General features: G+C 30.2%; 17 protein-coding genes. All 17 read right to left on the bottom strand.

The genetic code is table 11. The features are described 5' to 3' along the window. Nucleotides 1–174 precede the first annotated feature (174 nt). Nucleotides 175–3,720, bottom strand: coding sequence for a DNA polymerase III subunit alpha (locus EG57_RS0201290; protein ID WP_032075512.1), 3,546 nt, complete (start codon nt 3,718–3,720; stop codon nt 175–177). 146 nt (nt 3,721–3,866) lie between these two features. After that, nucleotides 3,867–4,157, bottom strand: a complete 291-nt coding sequence (locus EG57_RS0201285; RefSeq protein WP_032075511.1) for a Dabb family protein — start codon at nt 4,155–4,157, stop codon at nt 3,867–3,869. A 40-nt stretch (nt 4,158–4,197) separates the two neighbouring features. Continuing rightward, entirely contained in the window at nt 4,198–5,499 is a 1,302-nt protein-coding gene (locus tag EG57_RS0201280; protein ID WP_032075510.1) for a DRTGG domain-containing protein, read from the bottom strand. A gap of 9 nt (nt 5,500–5,508) precedes the next feature. Next, the gene (gene whiA / locus EG57_RS0201275) at nt 5,509–6,462 is read right to left on the bottom strand and encodes a DNA-binding protein WhiA (RefSeq protein ID WP_032075509.1); all 954 of its coding nucleotides are present in this window, start codon (nt 6,460–6,462) and stop codon (nt 5,509–5,511) included. A 10-nt stretch (nt 6,463–6,472) separates the two neighbouring features. Further along, entirely contained in the window at nt 6,473–7,807 is a 1,335-nt protein-coding gene (locus EG57_RS0201270) for a gluconeogenesis factor YvcK family protein (protein WP_032075508.1), read from the bottom strand. Beyond that, entirely contained in the window at nt 7,804–8,688 is an 885-nt protein-coding gene (rapZ, locus tag EG57_RS0201265; RefSeq protein WP_029159397.1) for an RNase adapter RapZ, read from the bottom strand. The genes EG57_RS0201270 and rapZ overlap by 4 nt, the downstream gene beginning before the upstream one ends. 191 nt (nt 8,689–8,879) lie before the next feature. Beyond that, entirely contained in the window at nt 8,880–9,794 is a 915-nt protein-coding gene (gene murB, locus EG57_RS0201260; RefSeq protein WP_032075507.1) for a UDP-N-acetylmuramate dehydrogenase, read from the bottom strand. 107 nt (nt 9,795–9,901) lie between these two features. Then, nucleotides 9,902–11,770 carry an excinuclease ABC subunit UvrC gene (uvrC, locus tag EG57_RS0201255; RefSeq protein WP_032075506.1) on the bottom strand — a complete coding sequence of 623 codons (1,869 nt, stop codon included), beginning with the start codon at nt 11,768–11,770 and terminating at the stop codon, nt 9,902–9,904. 46 nt (nt 11,771–11,816) lie between these two features. Next, nucleotides 11,817–12,425: a metal-dependent hydrolase gene (locus EG57_RS0201250; protein ID WP_032075505.1), complete on the bottom strand. Its 609-nt coding sequence runs from the start codon at nt 12,423–12,425 to the stop codon at nt 11,817–11,819. Between the two features lie 486 nt (nt 12,426–12,911). Further along, nucleotides 12,912–13,808, bottom strand: coding sequence for an HD domain-containing protein (locus EG57_RS0201245; RefSeq protein ID WP_032075613.1), 897 nt, complete (start codon nt 13,806–13,808; stop codon nt 12,912–12,914). Between the two features lie 22 nt (nt 13,809–13,830). Continuing rightward, nucleotides 13,831–15,258, bottom strand: a complete 1,428-nt coding sequence (locus tag EG57_RS0201240; RefSeq protein ID WP_032075504.1) for a peptidoglycan D,D-transpeptidase FtsI family protein — start codon at nt 15,256–15,258, stop codon at nt 13,831–13,833. Nucleotides 15,259–15,261: 3 nt separating this feature from the next. Continuing rightward, complete coding sequence (locus tag EG57_RS0201235; RefSeq protein WP_032075503.1) at nt 15,262–16,464, bottom strand: FtsW/RodA/SpoVE family cell cycle protein; 1,203 nt, start codon at nt 16,462–16,464, stop codon at nt 15,262–15,264. Nucleotides 16,465–16,502: 38 nt separating this feature from the next. Then, nucleotides 16,503–16,940, bottom strand: coding sequence for an FHA domain-containing protein (locus EG57_RS0201230; protein ID WP_032075502.1), 438 nt, complete (start codon nt 16,938–16,940; stop codon nt 16,503–16,505). 105 nt (nt 16,941–17,045) lie between these two features. Further along, nucleotides 17,046–19,868, bottom strand: coding sequence for an excinuclease ABC subunit UvrA (gene uvrA / locus EG57_RS0201225; protein WP_032075501.1), 2,823 nt, complete (start codon nt 19,866–19,868; stop codon nt 17,046–17,048). 69 nt (nt 19,869–19,937) lie between these two features. After that, a complete protein-coding gene (gene uvrB, locus EG57_RS0201220) occupies nt 19,938–21,923 on the bottom strand; it encodes an excinuclease ABC subunit UvrB (protein WP_032075500.1) in 1,986 nt (661 codons plus the stop codon). Between the two features lie 3 nt (nt 21,924–21,926). Further along, on the bottom strand, nt 21,927–23,219 hold the full coding sequence (locus EG57_RS0201215; RefSeq protein WP_032075499.1) for a PDZ domain-containing protein: 1,293 nt from the start codon (nt 23,217–23,219) through the stop codon (nt 21,927–21,929). A 114-nt stretch (nt 23,220–23,333) separates the two neighbouring features. Further along, nucleotides 23,334–24,500 (bottom strand): S41 family peptidase, encoded by a 1,167-nt coding sequence (locus EG57_RS0201210; RefSeq protein ID WP_032075498.1) that lies wholly within the window; start codon nt 24,498–24,500, stop codon nt 23,334–23,336. Nucleotides 24,501–24,568: the final 68 nt, after the last annotated feature.

Below are 24,568 nucleotides of genomic sequence, written 5' to 3'. Positions count from 1 at the left end.
TTATAACACATAATCATGTCGGCTTCAGTATTCTATATTAATAATTTTAATCGAAATCCATAAAATATTCAATAATTTCTATAAAATATAATATATTTTTTTAATATATAGAGAGGTATCTTAATCTTCCTCTCTATATATTTTGTTTATTAAAAAAAAATATACTTAATAATTTTAAATTACTTTAACATTTTTATCTCCAAACATTTTTTTAAGATTAGATAAAAGTTCTATGTCACTATTTATCCATAGCTCTTTATCCAATCTAAATTTTTTTCTTTCTTTTTTAGTACAAAAATATACAGGTACATTTCCTTTAAAATCTAAAAATAAAGATTTAGTTTCATAAAGCGCATTTTTTAAGCTACTTTCATCTTCTATTTGTATATATAATTTTTCAGTATTTTCCTTTATTACAGGTTCTAAGCTTTCACATAATATTTTAGGCTGTTCATCTTCTCTTACACTCACTCTTCCCTTTACTATTACTATACCATCTTCATCTATTAAACTTCTATATTTTTGAAATACCTTTGGAAATATTATAATTTCTATTACTCCATACAAATCCTCTAATTTTATAAAAGCCATCATATCATTGTTTCTAGTCACTTTTTTTGTTACTGAATTTATAATGCCACCTACAATTACTTTATCTCTATCTTTTAATTTAGACTGCTGTCCAACTGTTCCATCTTCTAAAGCTTCATCACCTATTATGTCTGATATTTTAGCACTGGTTTGTAATGATAAGCTTTTTTCATATTCTTCTAAAGGATGTCCTGATAAATAAAGTCCTGTCATTTCTTTTTCCATGGCTAAAATGTGTCTTTTTTCAAATTCCTTTATTTCAGGATATTCTATATTAACTTCTATCTTTTTAAAATCTGTAAAAAGACTCATTTGTCCATCTATATTTTTTTTTCTAGAATTACTTACTCCATCCAATACCTTTTCATAAACTGCAAGTAATTTTGATCTATATACCTTAAAACAATCAAACCCTCCTGCTTTTATAAGACTTTCCACTACTCTTTTGTTTATGCATGAAGCATCTATTTTATTACAAAAATCAACTAAGTTTAAAAATACCCCTTTACTTTCCCTTGATTTTACTATACTATCTATTACATTTTCACCTACATTTTTAATAGCCGAAAGTCCAAATCTTATTTTATCATCCTTAACTGTAAACTTAGCATAACTTTCATTTATATTTGGAGTTAAAACTTGAATTCCAATTTCATCCGCGAATCTAGTATAATATGCAACCTTTTCATTATCACCTTTTACACTATTTAACATGGCGGCAATATATTCAGTTGGATAATAATGTATCATATAAGCTGTTTGAAATGCCACTATCGCATAACAAGCAGCATGACTTTTATTAAATGCATAACTTGCAAAATCCATCATAGAATCAAATATCTTATCAGCTGCATTTTCAGATATTCCATTCTTTATACATCCTGAAACCTTTTCTATTCCTTCTTCATCTACTATTCCATATATGAAATTATGTCTTTCCTCTTCCATTACATGATGTTTTTTCTTAGACATAGCACGTCTTACTAAATCACTTCTACCCATAGAATATCCAGCAAGCTTTCTAACTATCTCCATAACCTGCTCTTGATATACCATACATCCATAGGTTACACCCAATATGGATTCTAATTCAGGTGTTAAATACTCAATACCCTCAGGATCATTTTTATTGCTAATATATTTAGGTATTTCTGCCATAGGACCTGGTCTGTAAAGACTGATTCCCGCTATGATATCCTCCAAAGAATCCGGCCTTAATTCTTTCATGAAAGATGTCATTCCTGCAGATTCCAACTGAAACACGCCTACAGTTTTACCTTCTCCTATCATACTGTATACACGCTTATCATCATAATCTATTTTATCTAAGTCTACGCTTATCCCTTTATTGTCCTTAACCATGTTTACTGCATCTCTAAGCACTGTTAGAGTTCTTAATCCTAAAAAGTCCATCTTTAGAAGTCCCAACTCTTCTAGTGTTCCCATGGTAAATTGAGTTACTATATTATCTTCATTTTTTTGCATAGGCACATAGTTAACTAAAGGCTGAGATGCTATAACTACACCTGCTGCATGAGTAGACGTATGTCTTGGAAGTCCTTCCAAAGCTTTAGCTATATCTATTAATGCCTTTGTTCTCTCTTCACTTTCATAGGCTTCCTTCAATTCAGAATTTAACTCTAGTGCCTTATCAATAGTTATGTTTAGTACTGTAGGTATCATTTTAGCTATTCTATCCACTTCAGCATAAGGGTAATTCATAGCTCTTCCCACATCTCTTATACACGCTCTAGCAGCCATAGTTCCAAAGGTTATAATTTGAGATACACTATTCTCTCCATATTTCCTTACAACATAGTCTATTACCTCTCCACGCCTTTCATAGCAAAAATCTGAATCTATATCTGGCATAGATACACGTTCAGGATTTAAAAACCTTTCAAACAATAAGCTGTATTTAATTGGATCTATTTTAGTTATTCCCAATGTATATGCAATTATAGATCCTGCTGCTGATCCTCTTCCTGGACCTGTCATTATCCCATTCTTCACAGAAAAATTAATAAAATCCCATACTATTAGAAAATAATCTACATATCCCATCTGCTTTATGATAGAAAGTTCGTATTCTAGTCTTTCTACAAGTTTTTTAGCTTCATCATTACTATTTACTAATTCATTTACATTTTCTATGTTAAATGGAATTTCTATGAGTTTTTCAAATACTTTATACCTTTGTATCAACCCTTTGTAACATAAATCCTTTAAATATTCATAAGGCTCCACATCATCTGGCAATGGGAATTTAGGAAGTTTAGATTTATGAAATTCATAATCAAAATTACACTGCTCAGCTATTTTTACTGTATTTTCTAAAGCTTCAGGCACTCTAGAAAATATCTTGTACATTTCTTCTGGTGACTTTAAATAGAATTCATCTGATGGATATCTCATTCTATCTTCTTCATCTACAACTTTTCCTGTCTGGATGCACAGTAAAACATCATGAGCCTTATAATCTTCTTTTTTTATATAATGTACATCATTTGTAGCAACCAAAGGTATATCCAATTCTTTGGACATTTTTATTAATTCCTCATTAACCTTTTCTTGTTCCTCCATACCATGATATTGAAGTTCAAGATAAAATCCATCTTTAAATATATCTTTATATAAAAGAGCTATTTCTTTTGCTTTGCTCAAATTTTCTTTTAAAATATAAGATTGAATTTCTCCTCCTAAACAAGCGCTTAGTGATATCAATCCTTCACTATGTTTTTTTAAATAATCATGATCCGTTCTAGGCTTATAATAAAATCCTTCTACAGACGCCTTAGAAACTATTTTCATAAGATTTTTATATCCTGTTTCATTTTTTACAAGCAGCACAAGATGATAATTTTCATTTGCTTTATCATTCTGCTTTATGTGCATAGACTTTCCTGCAACATACACTTCACAGCCTATTATAGGTTTTATCCCTTGTTCTTTAGCCTCTTTATAAAAATCAACACATCCATACATTACTCCATGATCTGTTATAGCTATACTCTTCATTCCAAGCTCTTTAGCCTTACTTATAAGTTCTGGAATTTTAGCTGAAGAATCTAGCAGAGAATATCCTGTATGTTGATGCAAACTTACCCACTCATATGTCTTCTCTTCCAACTACCCTCACCTTCTTTCTTTTCATCATCTTAATTATCGTCAACTAACAACTAAATTATATCATTATGTACAAAAAATAGTAGCTGCCCCATACTGTGGCAGTCACTATCATAATAGGTCTATTTTTTATTAATGTACTTAATTCTTTATTCTTCAAAATCTATAGCTGCTGATGATTCTAACATTGGCTTTAATTTTGCCAACACTTGATTTACATGGAACGGACACACTTGATATTCATCCATTTCCTCATGAGAATTAAACTTTGTAATAATTCCAACATCAAATGATCTACCTGAATGTACCACATCTTTTCCAACAGTTAATTCTTTTAACTGAGGTATTTGTCCTTCCATGGCTCTTAAAATATTTGCAGCCTTTTCTACATTCTCTAGACTTTTGTCCTTTAATTTAAAAAATACTATGTGCGTAAACATTAATACATTCCCCCTGGTTTATTTAATGGTTATTTTTTATTTATCTTCTTAATATCTTTGCAGATAAAAATGTCTTAGCTATAAGCTCTCTTTTGTTATCAAACATATCTATTTGTACTTTACAAAAATTTCTTCCTGTATCTATTATACTCGTATATATATGTATTTTGCTATCCATTTGAACAGGTTTCATAAAATAAGTATTTATACTATCGACTAAAACATTAATGTTATTTTTTTGCCTCAATGTCATAATACCCATAGTAGACACTAGCATATTTAATGAACTCCAAGAAGCAGTTCCTATAGGGTCCAACATTTCAGGAGTTATTTTACCTGAAAAATATGCTTTATCATTGTCAAATTTAAACTCAAAATTCTTAAGTACTAAATCCTCCAATGTTTCTGCCGCCTGTGGCTGTCTATCCATAAATTGAAGAGCTTTAATAACATCTCTTCTTGTTATTACACCAATCAAAGTTTTTCCTTTAACTACTGGAAACATTTCTATGCCTTCCCAAGCCATTATGTGTGCCGCATATGCTACTGTAGTCTTTGGAGTGACTGTTATAGGTTCCTTATGCATTATTCTACCTACAAGATCAGAATCATCATTATTAGATAACTCCTTAAGCGTAACTATGCCTATAAGCTTTCCTTCTTCATCCACCACGGGATACCTTTGATGTTTAGTTTCCAGCATAATCTTTTTCCATTCGCCCACAGTATTACTGCACTTAAGGAAGTATGGACTAGTTTCCATAATGTCTTCAACTAAAACTATATCCTTCTTTATAAGATTTTCAGATATAGCCTTGTTAATCATACTGGCAACAGTAAATGTATCATAAGTAGTAGATATTATAGGAAGACATCTTTCATTAGCTAACTTTTTAATTTCATCACTACATGTAAATCCTCCTGTTATAAGAACTCCACATTGATTCATTAAAGCTAATTTTTGAGCTTCTTCCCTATTTCCAACTATAAGAAGGCAATCTGCTATTAAATATTTTTCCATAGCGTCAATAGTCATAGCACCTATAACAAATCTATGAAGAGTCTTATATACACCGTTTTTTCCTCCCAATAGAGTTCCATCAACGATATTTATTACTTCACCATACGTTAACATTTCAATATTCTTTTTCTCTACTTTTTCTATCCTTACAGTTCCAACTCTAGGTATAGTGGTAACTATACCTAGAGCATCTGAATCTTTTATTGCTCTATATGCAGTCCCATCGCTAACACCTAAATCATTGGCTATACTTCTAACAGAAATTTTTGTTCCAACTTCAAGTGAAAGTATATACTTTATTATATCTTCATGCTTTGACACGGTCCCATCCTACCTTCCTTCTCTTCTAACTTCCTCTGCTATTTTTTCTATTCTTCTAAGTCTATGGTTAACTCCTGATTTTCCTACTGGTGGATTTAACATTTCTCCTAATTCTTTTAGCGATTCATCAGGGTAATTTAATCTAAGTTCTGCAATTTCCTGTAAGTTTTTAGGAAGCCTAGTAAGACCAATCTCTTTTTGAATAATTCTTATACTTTCAACTTGCCTTACAGCCGCATTAACTGTTTTGCTTAAATTAGCGGTTTCACAATTTACTAACCTATTTACATTATTCCTCATTTCCTTCATTATTCTTACATTCTCTAACTCCAAAAGAGATGAATGAGCACTTATTATATTTAACAAATCTACTATTTGTTCACCTTCTTTGATGTAAACTATAAAACTGCTTTTTCTTTGTATTACTTTTGAATTTAAGCCATATTGATTTATAAGTGAACTTAAATCATCAGCATATTCATTATCATGAGTAACAAATTCCAAGTGATAAGTTTTTTCAGGATTGCTTACACTTCCTCCTCCTAGAAAAGCTCCTCTTATATAAGCTCTTTTACAATTTTCATCATCTAATATATCTTCAGGTATACTATAATCTAATGCAAATATATTTTCCTTTTCTTTTAGTAATCCTACTTCTTTTAGAAGGTTTTTTACCCCCATTTCTTCTGTAATTAAAATCATATATACATTGTTTTTTTTCAATGAATTACTTTTCTTCACCATTATTTTTGTATGAATACTAAAATGATCCTTTAATAACTTAAATACAAACCTTGCAATAGCGGGATTTTCTGTAGTAACTTTGAAACTAAATTGTTTATTTCCACCAAGTAATAGCGTACCACTAACTTTCATTATTGCAGATAGTTCAGCTATTGCTTGTGATTTATCCATTTCTACATATCTGCAAACTTCATTTTTTACTTTCAATGAAAATGACATTTTTATTCTCCTATTTATTCTTATTTTGCTTTAATCTTTCTGATAAATAGAAATACTCAATAATCTTTCTTCTATCAAATAGAAGTTTTTTCTCCATAATAGTTTCTATCAATATTGAAGCAAGTTTTTCAGAGTTGTGTCTTATAAGTCCGTTTTTAATTTTTATAAAATCCCCCTCTATAACATTTACATTAAGTTTTTTCAATTCCTCAATGCTATCTATTTTAACTAGATGTGAAGTTTCTTCTTTATATCTATCTTCCAATTCATCATCTATCCTGCCTATATTTATAACAACATAATCTATTATTTCTCCACCTGCATGTTTAAATATAGCCTTTATATGATCTTCAACACCAAAACCATCTGTTTCTCCTCGCTGCGTCATTATATTTGATACATACAACTTTATGGCATTAGTTTTTTTAACAGCTTCAGCTATATCCTTAACTAGAAGATTAGGTATAACACTGGTATAAAGACTTCCTGGTCCAAGTATTATCGCATCTGCCTCCATTATAGCATCTATAGCTTCTTTAAGTGGTTTTGCATTTTTAGGTTCTATAAATATTTTATCAATAGACGTATTTTGTTTTATAGCTTCATTTGGAATATTAGATTCACCTGCTACAATGGTTCCATTTTTTAATTTTGCTTTTAATATTACGTTATCTAAAGTAACTGGCATAACTTTCCCAGTTACAGCAAGAACAGAGCTCATTTTATGAACAGCTTCTTCAAAATTATTGGATATTCCATCCATAGCCGCTAAAAATAAGTTACCAAAGCTCTGATTTTTTAATCTTCCATCTTTGAATCTATACTGAAGTAAATCTTCCATTAATGGCTCAGTATCTGCCAATGCAAGAATACAGTTTCTTATATCACCTGGAGGAAGCATTCCAAGGTCTTCTCTTAAATCTCCAGATCCTCCTCCATCATCTGCTACTGTAACTATAGCTGTTATGTTAGAAGTATAATATTTTAAACCTCTAAGCATAGTAGATAACCCTGTTCCTCCACCTATAACTACAATTTTAGGTCCTTTTACTAACAGTCTTTTTTCATATATAAGATTTTCAAGTTTTCTAGAATCTATGGATACATTCAAATACCCTTTATTTATCAATGCAATTATTGAACGCATACCTTGCATTATAGATACATATAAAACAAACACACCTGATGCAATTAAGAATAAATAAAATGATATATAATACATACTGTAAAGCCTTCTATTTACAAATTCCAGTACACCGAATACAATGAATAATATTCCCATACTACCAAGCATAACCCATCTTTTAACCTTTATGCCTGGCCTAAGCCAATCTACTATTTTCATAGTTTCTTACCACCTTTGTTAACATCTTCTTCTATATCTCTATGATCTATGTTAACTTTGTGTCCATCCTTTTTTAATTTTTCGTAAATAGAATTAGCAATAGTCACAGATCTGTGTCGTCCACCTGTACATCCAATAGATACTATTAGTTGTCTTTTGCCTTCTTTTAAATAATTTGGAATTAAGAATTCAAGCATATCCTCTAATTTATCTATAAAATTTCGAGTTTCCTTAAAATTCATAACATAATCACTAACTGGCTTATCATTACCAGAATATTTTTTTAACTCTGGTATATAATATGGGTTTGGTAGAAATCTTACATCAAACACCAAATCAGAATCTACAGGTATACCATATTTAAAACCAAATGAAAGTACCGTTATCATAAGCTGAGTTTCTAATTGACCTTCTTCTGCATATATTTCTGTAATTTTTTCTCTAAGTTCCCTTGTAGCAAGATTTGAAGTATCTATAATATTATCAGCTCTATCCTTTACTTCCCTTAATCTATTTCTTTCCATTAGTATTCCATTTAATATTCTTCCATCAGGAGCTAATGGATGTTTTCTTCTTGATTCTTTAAACCTTTTTATAAGTACTTCATCGGAAGCATCTAAAAATAAAATTTCATATTTATATCCTTGCTCTTTTAGGCATTTCAGACTTTGAAATAAATCATCAAAAAACTTTCCGCCTCTTATATCTATAACTAAAGCTATTTTATCTATTTTACCATCAGTCTGGTAACAAGCTTCTGCAAATTTAGGTATTAATGTAGGTGGAAGATTATCTACACAAAAATATCCTAAGTCTTCTAAATTCCTTATAGCTTGAGTTTTACCTGCACCTGACAGTCCTGTTACTATAACAAACCTCATAGCTAAACCTCCAATAAGTAGTAAATTATATGAGTTAAATTTAACCATTACATAAGTGAATTTTTTCTTTATAATTATAACACAACAATTTTAAAGAAGGAATAGAATATAAAATGGAGAATTTAACATAGATTTTACTGTTAAATTCTCCATTTTCCATACTAACATTTTTAAAAGTAAATAAACTTTTACTATTCTTCTCCTAATATTCTAACTTCAGTTAAAAGTTCTACATCAAATTTTTCTTTAACTTTTTGTTGCACAATAGATATCAAATCTAAAATGTCCTTTGCTGTAGCATTTCCTCTATTTATTATAAATCCAGAATGCTTTTTAGAAACTTCTGCATCACCAACACTTATGCCTTTTAATCCACTATCCTCTATAAGTTTTGCAGCAAAATAACCTTCTGGTCTCTTAAATGTGCTCCCTGCTGAAGCATATTCTAATGGCTGCTTTTCACTTCTTCTTCTATTTAGATCGCCTATTCTATCTTTTATTTTACTGCAATCACCTTTATCTAGCTTAAGAGTTACTTCAAGTACTGTATATCCATACTTTAATATAGAACTCATTCTATATCCAAGTTCTAAATCTTTTTTATATAAATCTTTTATGTTTCCATCTTGATCTATAATTTTAGCACTTTCTATTACATTTACAATTTCACCATTATATGCACCAGCATTCATGGCAACTGCTCCACCAATACTTCCTGGGATGCCACATGCAAACTCAAATCCTGTTAAACAATTTTCCATTGCAATATCTGATATTTCTTTTAAAGTTACACCACTTTCAGCAATTATCTTGTCTCCTTCTACTCTTACTGCATCTAACCTACAAAGCTTAATAACCACACCTCTTATTCCGCCATCTTTTACTAATAAATTTGACCCATTACCTATTATATAATATGGTATTTCTTCTTCCTTACAAAAGCCTATAACACCTACAACCTGTTTGAAATTTTCAGGAGTAACAAGTATATCTACTGGCCCTCCAACTTTAAACGATGTATGATTTTTCATAGGTTCATCTATTTCTATATCTCTTAGATCTACTATTTTAGCTAAATTTGTACTAAAGTTTTTAAATTTATTCATTACATATTCTCCTTGAAAATTAAAATTATGTATCATATTTAGTATAATGTATGTATTATGCTTAATCAAGATTTATCTGATCAAGCTTATAATTTTATTTAACTCTCTTACCTGTCATTGCCTCTGAAGTATTCTATTATACTTTCTGCTGCTTTTCTATCAATAGAAGACACTTTTATAAGGTCTTCATATTTTGCAACTTTTATATTTTCTATGCTCCCGAAACTTTTTAAAAGTTCCTTTCTTCTTTTTTCCCCCACATTTGGTATGTCCTCTAATATAGAATGCAAAATCCTTTTATTTCTTAAGCTCCTATGATATGTTATTGCAAACCTATGAACTTCATCTTGTATTCTAGTAACAAGTTTCATAACATTAGAATGCGAATCTATCAAAATTTCTTCATTATTGTATATGATTCCTCTTGTATTATGTTTATAATCTTTGACCATTCCACACACAGGTATACTTATGTCAAATTTTTTTAATACTTCAAGTGCTATATTGATTTGACCTTTTCCTCCATCCATAAGGATTAAATCAGGGAATATACAAAACTTTCCTGCACTTAGTTGCAATTTTGTTTTTTGTATTTTTTCTATTTCATCCAACCCATGCTGAAATCTTCTGGTTAAAATTTCACGCATGCTTTCATAATCATTAGCACCTTTTACTGTATTTATTTTAAACCTTCTATAGTCACTATTTTTAGGTCTTCCTTCTTCAAAAACTACCATAGTTCCTACTGAATCTACACCTTGAATGTTTGATATATCATAAGCTTCTATTCTATGAGCAATATCCTCTAAGTTCAATATACTGGATAAATCTTTTAATGATTCACCATACAGCTTTCTATCTTGAATAAATTTCAATTTAAAATTCTCTAAAGTCATTTTTGCATTCTTTTGTACTAAATTTAAAGTATCCTTCTTACTTCCTTTTTGAGGTATTTTCACATTTACCTTAGAACCTCTTTTTATTGCTAGCCACTGTTCCAATAATATTTGATCTTCTACTTCAGGAACATACATCGTTTTAGGTATATATGCAGTTCCTCCATAAAATCCTTTTATAAAATCAGCAATTATCTCTTCATTGTTAGTGCCTTCTGTATTTTCTATTATAAAATGCTCTCTTCCTGTTATTTTACCATTTCTTAAAAAAAACACTTGAATACAGCTGTCCTTTTCATCACTATAAACATTAATAAAATCTTCATCTTCAAAATTTCCTGTTATTATTTTTTGTTTTTCTGTAATTTTTCTAACAGCCATAATTTTATCTCTCAATGCTGCTGCCTTTTCGAACTCCAAGTTTTCTGAAGCTTCTTCCATATCACTTGTTAATGAATTTATTATAACTTTATCTTTACCAGATAACAATTCTATAATATTCCCTACCATTTTATTATATTCATTTTTAGTTATATGTCCATCACAAGGTGCTTTACATAATCCAATATGATAATTTAAGCAAGGTCTTATTTTTTCACTACTCTCTTTTATCAATTTTCTACAAGTTCTAATAGGAAATATCTTCTTTAAAAGTTCTATAGTTTCATATACTGCAGAAGAATCCGTATATGGTCCAAAATATTTTCCACCATCTTTAGCTAAAATTCTAGTTACAAATATTCTTGGAAAGTCTTCATTAGTAGTAATTTTTATAAAAGGATAATGCTTGTCATCCTTTAATAATATATTATACCTTGGTGTATATTTTTTTATTAAGTTGCACTCCAAAATTAAAGCTTCCATTTCAGAATCTGTAACTATATATTCAAATTCAGCAATATTTTTTACCATTGCTTTTACTTTTTCAGAATGGTTTCGTGAATTTTGAAAATACTGTTTTACTCTATTTTTTAGAACTTTTGCTTTACCAACATATATTGTTTCGCCTAAACTATTTTTCATTAAGTATACACCTGGTTTATTCGGTAAAACTTTTAAATGGTATTCAAAATCAAACACATAATCACTCCTAAAATAATTAAATATTACTTAATCTTCACAACAGTTACTTCATAAAAATTTGTGGAAGTTTATATATTATAAATAAAAGTCCAAATATCATAAGCAATTCTTCTATGGAATTACCCATTTTGGAATTAGTTTTATAAGTAATGGGTAACTTTACCTTTTTGTTTCTAAAAGGATATAAAAGTGGTACCCCTCTATTAGTTGCCATGTCGCATAGCAGATGCATACCATAACCTATCATAAAATAGTAAACAAGATAATGAATATTATACATATTTCCTATATAACCTGCTATAAAAGAAAATATAATCATACCTGTTAAACTATGAGTTAATCCATTTCTGTGGGATGACATAGCTATTACCATAAAAGAAACTCCTAGTGCTTTGAATACAGGTTGCTTTGTATATAAATAATCATACCATAAAATTATTATACCCAAACACATGTACAAAGTAACTTTTGTTGCTTTATTTCTAAATGGTAATATATATTTATTTATTATACTTTTAGGATGGTCTATATCCGGCAAAACTGATGCCAAAATAACTACCATCATACCAATATAGTTAAACTTTTCCGGTATACTATTATAAACTGATAAAAAAGTAACTATCCCAAGGCCGGCATGAGTTTTCCCCTTCATATTTTCTCCCTTTATACCACAAAAGCAAATTTTTATATATTTTTATGGTATTTAAACAACCCCATTATTGACTATATTATATCATTAAAACAGTGATAATTTTACTTTTTGCAACAAAATTTCCCGGGAAAATATGAAATTGAAGATTCATGTAGAACTCCGCTATTTGTACGCAAAAAACTTACCTTTAAGATAAATTTTTACACAATATTTTTTTAAGAGGACATTTGACAATTGACAGAGGACAGTGAAGGATGATTTTTCTCCGCTGCGCTGCTAAAAATCTTTAATCAAATTTCTGAAGACTCGTTTCACTAAAGCGAAACATTGTTAATTTATATAAATTTAAAGCTTATTTTGCGTTAGCAAAATAAGCTTTTAAAAATCTCAGATAAATTAGTTTTCTGACGTAAGGAGGAAAACTCACCTTCATTGTCCTCTGTACTCTGTCAATTGTCCTCTCAAAAAAGTTGTGTCGCAATGTACTTATATTTTATTTTCTATAGCATTCACAATTTGACTATCTACTATATCTGCTATATTTAATAAAATGTCTTCTACCCCTTTAGGTTCGAACTTTCCAAACTCACCATGATGTGAAAGTATAGAATAACATATATCATCTAACTCTTCTTCCGAAAGGACATTGCCTACTTCCTTATTTATTTCTGATACATACGCTGCACCCATTACTATATGATCTAATTTTATAGGCTTTCTTTTTATTACACCATTATATTGATATTCCTTTATTTTCATAATATCATGTATCACAGCTTTTAATATAAGTCTATCCTTATTTATTACATTACTTGCATTCATATAAAAAGGATTATCTATATAATTATTAAGCACACTTTCCATAGTTTTCATCACACCTACAGTATGTATAAAAAGTCCGCCTCTTTTGTTACCATGAAATTTTTCTGCTGCAACACAATTCAAAAATGCATTCCATCTTTCATTATTGTATCCTATGGCTCCAGTAGCAGCTACAGCTATTTTCTTATATTTATCTTCTAATTTATTTATAGTTTTAATAAAGTATTCAATAAGCTCCTTAGGTACATCATAAAATGGCACAAAATCCGAATAATTTACATCTTGTTGAAGTACTTGTATTACAGGGTTTTTTATTTGCATATTCCCATTAAAACTTCCTGCAAATCCCTTTACATGTACAATGCTTCCTTCTTGCATTGAATTATTCAACTTATCATAATGATCCCATACTGGAAATGATAACGATCCTGTATTATCTTGCATTATCATGATTATATAGGGACTTCCGTCCTTCTTATATCCTGTTCTTTTGTCATTTACCATTGCCAAAACTTCAATGGCATCTCCATTATTTGCATTAGCAATATCTTCAATTTTCAACATTAGGCACCACCTTTATATTCTACTTTTTTAAGGATGTTCTAATCACTTCTGATGCTATTCCAGCTGCAGCCTTACCACCTTGTCCTCCATCCTCTACAATTACTGCTACCGCTATCTGTGGATTATCATAAGGAGCGAACCCTATGAACCAAGAATGTGGTGTAGCATCTTTCCCATTTACTTGATGATCAGCCGTTCCAGTTTTACCACACACGTCTACTCCTTCAACAGATGCATTTACACCAGTTCCTTCTTGCACAACAGATTTCATAAAATCTCTCATTGTATTTGCAGTGCTTGTAGATATAATTTGCCCTAATGATTCTGGTTGTACTGATTTAACAAGTACTCCTTTACTTGTTTGCACTTCCTTTACCAATTGAGGTTTCATCATTGTTCCACCATTTGCTATAGTAGCTGAAACTAATGCCATTTGAAGTGGACTTGCTAAATCACTACTCTGTCCAATAGCAGTTTGAGCAATACTTCCTTTTTCATAATTTTTCAAAGTAGGAAACTTACTCTGCTCTACTGGTATTCCATCTGCTGGTATGTATTTGTTAAAATAAAACTTTTCTGCTGTTTCCTTTAACTTATCATTCCCAAGTTCTAATCCCAATGTACCAAATACTACATTACTTGAATGAACATAAGCATTTTTAAAATCTATATTACCGAATGTCTCACCTTCATAATTATGAAGAGAATATTTATCACTTATTCTCAACTCTCCATTGTCTTGAAATGTTCTATTTCTAATACCTGGAATATTCTCTAATGCACTTACTGCTGTAACTGTTTTAAAAGTTGAACCTGGAGGATACAATCCAGCTGTAGCTCTATTTAAAAGAGGTATATTTTTATCAGCATTTATGGATTGCCATATTTCTTGTAAATTATTAGGATTAAAAGATGGCTTTGAAACCATTGCCAGAACTTCTCCTGTTTTAGGATTTAGAGCTACTACAGCTCCTTTGTTATCTCCTAAAAGATCATAAGCTTTACTTTGAACATCATAGTCTAATGTAGTTTTTAAGCTATCACCTATTTTTTCTTGTTCTTTACCTTTATTTTTTATTAAGCTTTTAATATTATCTTCAATATCAGTATCCATTAGCTCTTTATCATATTTTTTTTCCAAGCCAGTAATACCATATTTTATATCCACATATCCTAGTGCATGAGCAAATATTTCTCCGCCTGTGTACTCTCTCTTTTGGGTTTCTTGATTAACTCTAGAGCTTTTCGTTAAAGGTTTGCCATTTCTATCGTAAATAGTTCCTCTCAAAACTTCATTTCTCTTGACCCACAATCTTCTATTGTACGTATTGTTTACTATTTTAGGCCCCTCAACCATTTCAAAATAAGTTATATATGAAATTAATCCTATAAAACATATGAGGAAAATCATAAGAACCTTTTTTATGTTATTTGATATATCATTCATACTCTACCTACCCTCTTCTGATATCTTCTGAATTATACCCAAAGAAAAAAACGTAATAAGCATAGAACTTCCTCCATAACTTACTAAAGGTAATGTTATACCCGTAAGAGGAATAGCATTCATAACTCCCCCTACTATAACCAAAACTTGTGATGCAATCATGGCAGCATATCCTACTGCTAAAAGCCTTGAAAAATTATCTCGTTCATATACTGCTGCTCTCATACACCTATAAAAAAGTAGAAAATACAATATTATTATTGCAAATCCTATAAGTATACCCAATTCCTCACACAAAGCTGCAAATATAAAATCTGTAGTGTTAACAGGAACATATTCTGGATGTCCAAGCCCAAGTCCTGACCCTGTAAGTCCTCCTGAGGCAATAGAAAACATAGATTGTACTACCTGATAACTTTTATTTGTGGCATATGGCCAAGGATTTTGCCATATTAACACTCTTGTTCTTACATGATCAAAGAGTCTGTAACTTGCAACAGCTCCTATGCTCGATAAAGCAAAGCATGCAATTACATATTTAAATTTAGATGTAGCTATGTACAACATAGTTACAGATATTCCAAAAAATATTAAAGCAGATCCTAAATCTTTTTGCAACACCATAAACCCTAAGCATGCCATTACTACTATGCCTGGCTCTATAAGATTTTTAAAATCTTTATAGTCTTTTAGGGCAGAAGCCAAATATGCAACTAAAAACAGTTTACCAAATTCCGAGGGTTGAAATCCATAACTTCCTATGAAAATCCAGTTCTTAGAACCATTAACTTCTCTTCCAAACAATGTAGCAACACCCATAAACATTATAGTAATTACTAAATATCCATATCTATAATTACTGAACCTTCTTAAGTCTGGAAGCACTACCACTATCAGTATAAAACCTGTTACTCCTATAGCAAACCATATAATTTGCTTTATGGAACTAGCCATGTTTAACCTATATATCATAACAATGCCTATAACAGATAATATACTCGAAAATATAAATATATATTTATCTCCATCAGAAAAAAACTTTCTTATTATAAAATAAGAATATCCTATAAGCAAGCATGTAACCACAGCCATAACCATAGCATTCTTATCTAATGGCTGTTTAAGTATGGCCAGATTGGCAAAACACACTAAGCACAGAAGATATGTATATCTTAAGAGCTTTTTTTCATCTCTACTAGTATCCAAATTCACTCACCACCAATTTTTAATTGAAAATCTAATTTTTACCCTATTACCTTAAATGATGTGTTTCCTATTACAATTTCATCACCAGAATTTAAATACTTTCTGCCATTTACTCTATTTCCATTTAATAGCGTACCATTTGTACTATTTAAATCTTCTAATATACAATCGTTATTTTTTAAAAATATTCTTGCATGATATCCTGATGCATATGGGTCGTCCAATACAATAAAATTTCCACTTTTTCTTCCTATATTTATTTCTCCATGAATAGGTATAACAGCACCCTTTCTCAAATTCGAATTATTACCAGCGTTAATAATTTCTAATCCCAAAGATTTTCTATGTCTTCTTCTATCTTTCTTATCTCCACCCTTTATATCTTTATACATTATTCTAAGAGCTAAAGAAATTATGATATAGACTATAGCTATTATTATGATTTTAAAAACTAAGCTTAACTTATTCAGATCCATATAATCACCTTCTTGTACTCATACTTTTTGATAATCTTATTCCACAACACCTTTTACACATTAAAAGACTAGCATTAGGGTAGATTAGTTGCTAGTCTTATTAAATTATAACATCTTTTTCAAATATTGTCCTGTATAAGACCTTTGGTTTTCTACTATTTGTTCTGGTTTTCCAGTAAAAATAACTTCTCCACCCTTTTCTCCACCTTCTGGGCCAAGATCTATAATATAATCTGCACATTTTATAACATCTAAGTTGTGTTCTATAACAATCACTGTATTTCCTGTATCCACAATTCTCTGAAGTATACTTATTAGTTTACTTACATCATCTATATGCAGTCCAGTAGTTGGCTCATCTAAAATGTATAATGTTTTTCCAGTACTTCTTTTAGATAACTCATATGCTAGTTTTATTCTTTGAGCCTCTCCTCCTGATAACTGAGTAGATGGTTGACCCAATCTTACATATCCAAGTCCTACATCCATGAGGGTTTGTAGTTTGTTTTTTATTCTAGGTATATTTTCAAAGAACTGTAATGCTTCTTCTACTGTCATATTTAAAATATCATCAATGTTTTTCCCTTTATATTTTACTTGTAAAGTTTCTCTATTATACCTCTTTCCTTTACAAACATCACATGGTACATAAACATCAGATAAAAACTGCATTTCTATCTTTATTATTCCATCACCGCTGCAGGCTTCACATCTTCCTCCTTTAACATTAAAACTAAACCTACCTGGTTTATAACCACGCATTTTAGATTCTGAAGTACTAGCAAAAACCTCTCTTATAATGTCAAATACTCCAGTATATGTAGCTGGATTAGATCTTGGCGTCCTTCCTATAGGACTCTGATCTATATTTATAATTTTATCTATATTTTCTACTCCACTTATATCCTTATGAATTCCAGGATTATTTTTAGAGTTATTTATTTTTTTATGAAGTCCTTTATATAGTATTTCATTAACTAGTGTGCTTTTTCCTGATCCTGAAACTCCTGTAACACAAGTAAAAATTCCTAATGGAAATTTTACATCTATATTTTTTAAATTATTTTGTCTAGCACCTTTTACTATTATACATTTTTCATTACCAAGCCGCCTGCTTTCAGGAACAAGTATTTTCTTTTTTCCACTTAAATACTGGCCAGTTATAGACTTTTCATTATTAATTATTTTATCAATAGTTCCTGCCTCTATTATTTCTCCCCCATGTTCTCCTGCTCCTGGACCTATATCCACAATAAAATCTGCTTCCTTCATTGTATCTTCATCATGTTCTACTACTACTAATGTATTACCTAAATCCCTTAGATGTTTTAGAGTACCAATTAATCTATCATTATCTCTTTGATGCAATCCTATACTTGGTTCATCAAGAATATACAATACTCCAACTAAACCTGATCCAACTTGAGTTGCAAGCCTTATTCTTTGAGATTCTCCTCCTGATAAAGTTCCAGCCATTCTTGCCAAATTTAAGTAATCAAGTCCCACATCTATTAAAAACTTTAGTCTTCCCTTTATTTCTTTTAATATTTGCTCACTAATTATTTTATTTTTTTCAGATAGCTTAATTTCATCTAAAAACTTTAATTCATCTTTTACTGACATTTCACAAAACTGAGCTATATTCTTTTCCCCAACAGTAACAGCTAAAGCTTCACTTTTAAGTCTAGTTCCACCACATTTAGAACAAAGAGCATCACTCATATATGCTTCAATTTGACTTTTTATATAATCAGAATTAGTTTCTAAATACCTTCTTTTTAGATTATTAATAAAACCTTCAAAAGCATGGTCAAATTCCATTAACCCATTTTCACTTCTATATTTTCCTTTTATCTTTCTTCCTTTTGTACCATAAAATATAATATTTATTATTTCTGGATCTAATTTTTCTACTGGTGTATTCAATGAAAATTTGTATTCTTTAGCAAGTGCCTTTAGTATACTAAATGTCCAAGAATCTTCCTTTAAACTTCCGCTACCCATAGTTTCTATGGCTCCATCTGCAATACTTTTACTCTTGTCAGGTATTACTAAATCTTCATCTATTTCCATAAGTGTACCCAGACCATCACAACATTCACATTTTCCAAAAGGTGAATTAAAAGAAAATGTCCTAGGTGCTATTTCTCCTATGCTTATACCACAATCTACACAAGCAAATTTCTCACTGAATAAAATATCTTTTTCTCCAATAACATTTATAATAACAACACCTTCTGATAATTTTAATGCAGTTTCAATTGAATCAGCTAATCTACTTCTTATATCCTCTTTAATAATTAATCTATCTATTATTACTTCAATAGTATGTTTTATATTTTTCTGAAGTTTAATATCTTCTTCTTCTAATTCTACAATATTTCCATCTATTCTTGCTCTTACATACCCATTTTTCCTTATGTTTTCTAATACTTTTACATGCTCACCTTTTCTTCCCTTTATTACAGGTGCCAATACTTGAATTTTTGTTCTCTCCTCCATGGACATTATTCTATCTACCATTTGATCTACTGTTTGCTGCTTTATTTCTTTTCCACACTTAGGGCAATGAGGTATTCCTATCTTTGCATATAAAAGCCTTAAATAATCATATATTTCAGTAACAGTTCCCACAGTGGAACGTGGATTTCTACTTGTTGTCTTTTGATCTATGGATATTGCTGGAGATAACCCTTCTATATATTCCACATCTGGTTTGTTCATCTGGCCTAAAAATTGTCTTGCATAAGCAGATAACGATTCAACATATCGTCTTTGTCCTTCTGCATACAAAGTATCAAATGCTAAAGATGATTTTCCTGAACCAGATAATCCTGTAAATACAATTAACTTATCTCTTGGAATTTCTAAATCTACATTCTTTAAATTATGAACTTTTGCACCTTTTATTACTATTTTATCCTTCATTACTTTTGTTTACACTCCTCATTTTCTCATAGTACAATATATCTCAACAAGCTTTGTTTCTATCCGTCGCTAGTTTTTCTTTTTTTGTTTTTTTAATTTTAATATTTTATCTCTTAAATCTGCTGCTAATTCAAACTGAAGCTCTTTTGCTGCTTGTTTCATTTCTTTTTCATATTTTGAAATTAATAAATCTATATTTTCATTATTAGCTTCCATAGCTTCTTCTAAACTACCATACTGTGCTTTTTCTTCTAAAACCTTAGTAGCTTCAATTACTTCTCTAATTTCTTTATCAATGGTTTTAGGTATTATATTATGTTTCTCATTATACTCCATTTGTATTTTTCTTCTTCTATTAGTCTCCGATATTGCTTTTCCCATAGAATCGGTTATTCTATCTGCATACATAATAACTTTACTTTCTGAGTTTCTTGCAGCTCTTCCTATAGTTTGAATCAAAGAACGTTCAGACCTTAAAAATCCTTCTTTATCAGCATCAAGTATAGCTACTAAAGCAACCTCAGGTATATCAAGACCTTCCCTTAAAAGATTTATTCCAATTAATACATCAAATTCACCTTTTCTCAAATCTCTTATTATTTCCATTCTCTGTATAGTATCTATACCGGAATGTAAGTAATTTGCCTTGATATTCATTTCTTTAAAGTAATCTGATAAATCCTCTGCCATTTTTTTCGTAAGAGTTGTTACAAGAATTCTATATCCTCTTTTTATAGTTTCTACTATATTTTTATACAAATCGTCTATCTGACCTTTAATAGGTTTAACTTCGATTTCAGGGTCCAATAGTCCTGTAGGCCTTATTATTTGTTCTGCCACATTTGTAGAATGTTCTAATTCATAATTTGCAGGGGTTGCACTTACAAAAACTACTTGATTTAACTTACCTTCAAATTCATTAAATGTAAGTGGTCTATTATCAAATGCTGAAGGTAATCTGAATCCATAATCAACCAAAGATTCTTTTCTGGACCTATCTCCAGCGTACATAGCTTTTACTTGAGGCATAGTAACATGACTTTCATCTATAAAAAGTAAATAATCTTCAGGAAAGTAATCTATAAGAGTTTGCGGAGGAGTTCCTTTTGCTCTTCCATCTAATATCCTTGAATAATTTTCAATACCACTGCAATATCCTACTTCTCTCATCATCTCTATATCAAAGTTTGTTCTCTGCTTTATTCTTTGAGCCTCCAAAAGCTTATCTTGAGATGTGAGCTCTCTTACTCTTTCTTCTAATTCTGATTCTATATTTTTTATAGCTATTTCCAGCCTTTCCTTAGAAGTAGCAAAATGGGATGCTGGAAATATAGATGCATGCTTCATAGTTCCTATAGTTTCACCCGTTAATGCATCAAATTCTTTTATTCTATCTATTTCATCACCAAAAAATTCTATTCTTATAGCTTTTCCACTAGATGCGGCTGGAAATATGTCAAGTACATCTCCTTTTACCCTAAATGTACCTCTTACAAAATTTATCTCATTTCTCTCATACTGTATTTCTACAAGCTTTTTCAGAACTTCATCCCTATCCTTAATCATTCCTTCTCTTAAGGATAAAGTAAGTTTTTTATATTCTTCTGGATTTCCTAAACCATATATGCATGATACTGATGCTACTACAATTACATCTCTTCCCTCTAACAAAGCAGACGTAGCTGAATGTCTTAGCTTATCTATCTCATCATTTATGGATGCATCTTTTTCTATATAAGTATCCGTTTGAGCAACATAGGCTTCAGGTTGATAATAATCATAGTAAGATACAAAATACTCTACACAATTTTCCGGAAAAAATTCTCTAAATTCTGAACATAACTGAGCTGCCAAAGTTTTATTATGAGCTAAAACTAAAGTTGGCTTTTTTACACGTTCAATTATATTTGCCATAGTAAAAGTTTTACCTGACCCTGTAACTCCTAAAAGAGTTTGAAATTTCTCTTTATTATTTATACTTTTTACTACACTGTCTATAGCTTGCGGTTGATCTCCTGTAGGCTTAAATTTTGAATGTATTTTAAATTCTTTCATTCTCTATTCATCCCTATCCTTATTTTTGATTTTTTGTAATATCTCCTCAAACTTGTTTTCATCAAACTTTACTACCATACTATCCTTTGGAACTCCTTTTGGTACAAATACTATTCCCAATCTTTTTGAATTGTTCATTTTGTTATAGCTTACCTCTTCAAATTTTCCAGTAACCTTTTTTACTTTAAACCAAATAAAATTTGAAGTTTCTCTAATAATTTCACTTATCTTTTCTTCATTCTCAACTTTTTCACTGTTAATTTCTACCAGTAAATCCCCTGTAGAAATTCCCATTTCATTAGCAGGAGAATTAGGTGCAACTTCTAAAACCATAATTCCTTCTTCATCACTTGTATATTTGGGAGTGCCCTTTAACTCTAATCGCCTTTGAAAAATTATCATTCCTTCGTGCGCAACTGGTGCAAATACAAGTACTAAAATTTTTAGGAATATATTTAAAGCAGCCAATTGTGCCAATGCAAATAAAGCTAAACTGTATATTATAGTTAATCCCCCAGACATTAAGGTTTTCTCTTTCTTGTCTCTTGTAAAAGTTATGCTGTTATAACCTATCACTCCATAAAAAGGAATCAAAGCTACTAGTGCATTTTTCAATACATTTGAAGGCATGGAATTATTTACTAAAGGCCACCAGTTTGGTGTAGGTATCTGCCATGATAAGCCTGGATTAGATACACTATGCAAAATAAAAAACATTGCTACTGGAAGTGTCCAATATCTTTGAAGCGCAAACCCTCCTACTATCCTGCCATTTCTATTTGTAAATACAGGTATATATCCTGTATCACCATCTAAAATTATTAAAAATCCTTCTATAAAGTGCAATACTGCAACCATACTCATTAGAGATACTATATCTATTTTTAAAATATCTAAATTAGGCATTTTTAGACTAACTGAAAGGAAACTTAGTGCTATACTCACAATTCCAAGAACTGCTCCTGAATAAGAAAAGCATATAAATCTCTGATTAAAAAACATGAAAACTATGGATAGTAAAAATACTAAATCTACAGCTGAATTTTCATCAAATACAATACCTAAATAAGACATCATAACACTAGCAATAGTACCTGCAAAAATGCCTATAACAATTTGAGATATAGTTAATTCAAAAGGAGAATTTATCCTTTCTCCTATTATCATTTTCTGCATAATAGAAGTCTTCTTATTTCTTCTATAAAGTACAAATGCTAAAATAATCAAAAACGCAACTAAGTATGGTTCCGTTAATGCAAAAGCTACTGATTTTAAAGTATATAATAAAATACTCATTAATCTACTTTCCCCTCTCCATAAATGAAGTTAGACAGAAATTTCTGCCTAACTTAAAACCCATAAATATATTATATCTTTATATTTATTCTTAATCAAAATAACAAATATCTACTATTTAACTTTAGTTTTTGCTATTTCAAGTGCTTTACTAAACTGAGGATCTAAACTTCTATCATAGGCTTTCTTTCTAAGTTCTTCTGGATAAGTTACTGGTACATCTGGCTTTATACCAACATGATGTATGTTCTCTCCATTTGGAGTATAATATTTCGAAACTGTGACCTTTAGTGCAGTTCCATCTCCTGTATCCAGCATAGTTTGAACAACACCTTTTCCAAAAGTTTTTTCACCAACCAAGGTTCCAATTTTATAATCCCTTATAGCACCCGAAAATATCTCAGACGCACTAGCTGATCCACCGTTTGTAAGTACTGTAAGAGGTAATCCTACAAAGTTTCCTCCACTTGATTTATATTCTTTTTTATTCTTATATTTATCTATGGTAGAAACAATCACTTTATCCTTTGGTAAAAAGTTAGAAACCATATCTACACACTCATTTAGAAGTCCACCAGGGTTTCCTCTTAAATCTATTATAAGTGATTTCATTCCTTTTCCCTGAAGCTCACTTAATTTACTTTGGAGATTCTTAGCTGTATTTTCATCAAACATAGAAATTTGTATGTAACCTATATTTTTATCTAGCATTTCTCCTTTTACTGTAACTAAGTTTATTTTTGATCTCTTTAATTTTACATCAAAAACGCCTTTACCTACTCTATTCATAGTTAAAGTCACTTCTGTTCCTTCTTTGCCCTTCATTAAAGTAACTGCCCTATCAAGATCTTTTCCTGTTACATCAGTATTATTTACTTTCTCTATTTCATCCTTAGGAAGTAATCCTGCTTTCTTAGCTGGTGAATCTTCAAATACATCAGCTATGATAATTTTATCGTCCTTAGCTTGAACTTGTAATCCTACACCGCTATAGTTTCCCTCTGTTTGAGTATTAAATTCATCAAATTCTTTTTTATTCATAAATACTGTATAAGGATCTTTTAGTGCATCTGTCATTCCTTTAATAGCTCCTTCTACTAAATCTGATTCATTTATATTACCATCATAATACTTATGCAATGCACTCTCTACTTGAAATAATTTATAAAACTTACTTACATTACTATTGTTTTGAATATATGATTTTGTTCCAAATAAAGTAATTGTATTCGTTACAAGTACAGCTACTATGGTTAGTGATATCCACTTTTTTTTATTCAATTTTTCCACCTCTTTGATTTAAAGCTTATATACCTATATTATTTATATAAATCTTAAATAATTATAAC

Origin of the sequence: Clostridium drakei, assembly GCF_000633595.2 — a bacterium.
GTDB lineage: Bacteria > Bacillota > Clostridia > Clostridiales > Clostridiaceae > Clostridium_AM > Clostridium_AM drakei.
Note: the sequence above shows the minus strand (reverse complement) of the source record. Positions and strands in the feature narration are given on the sequence as shown.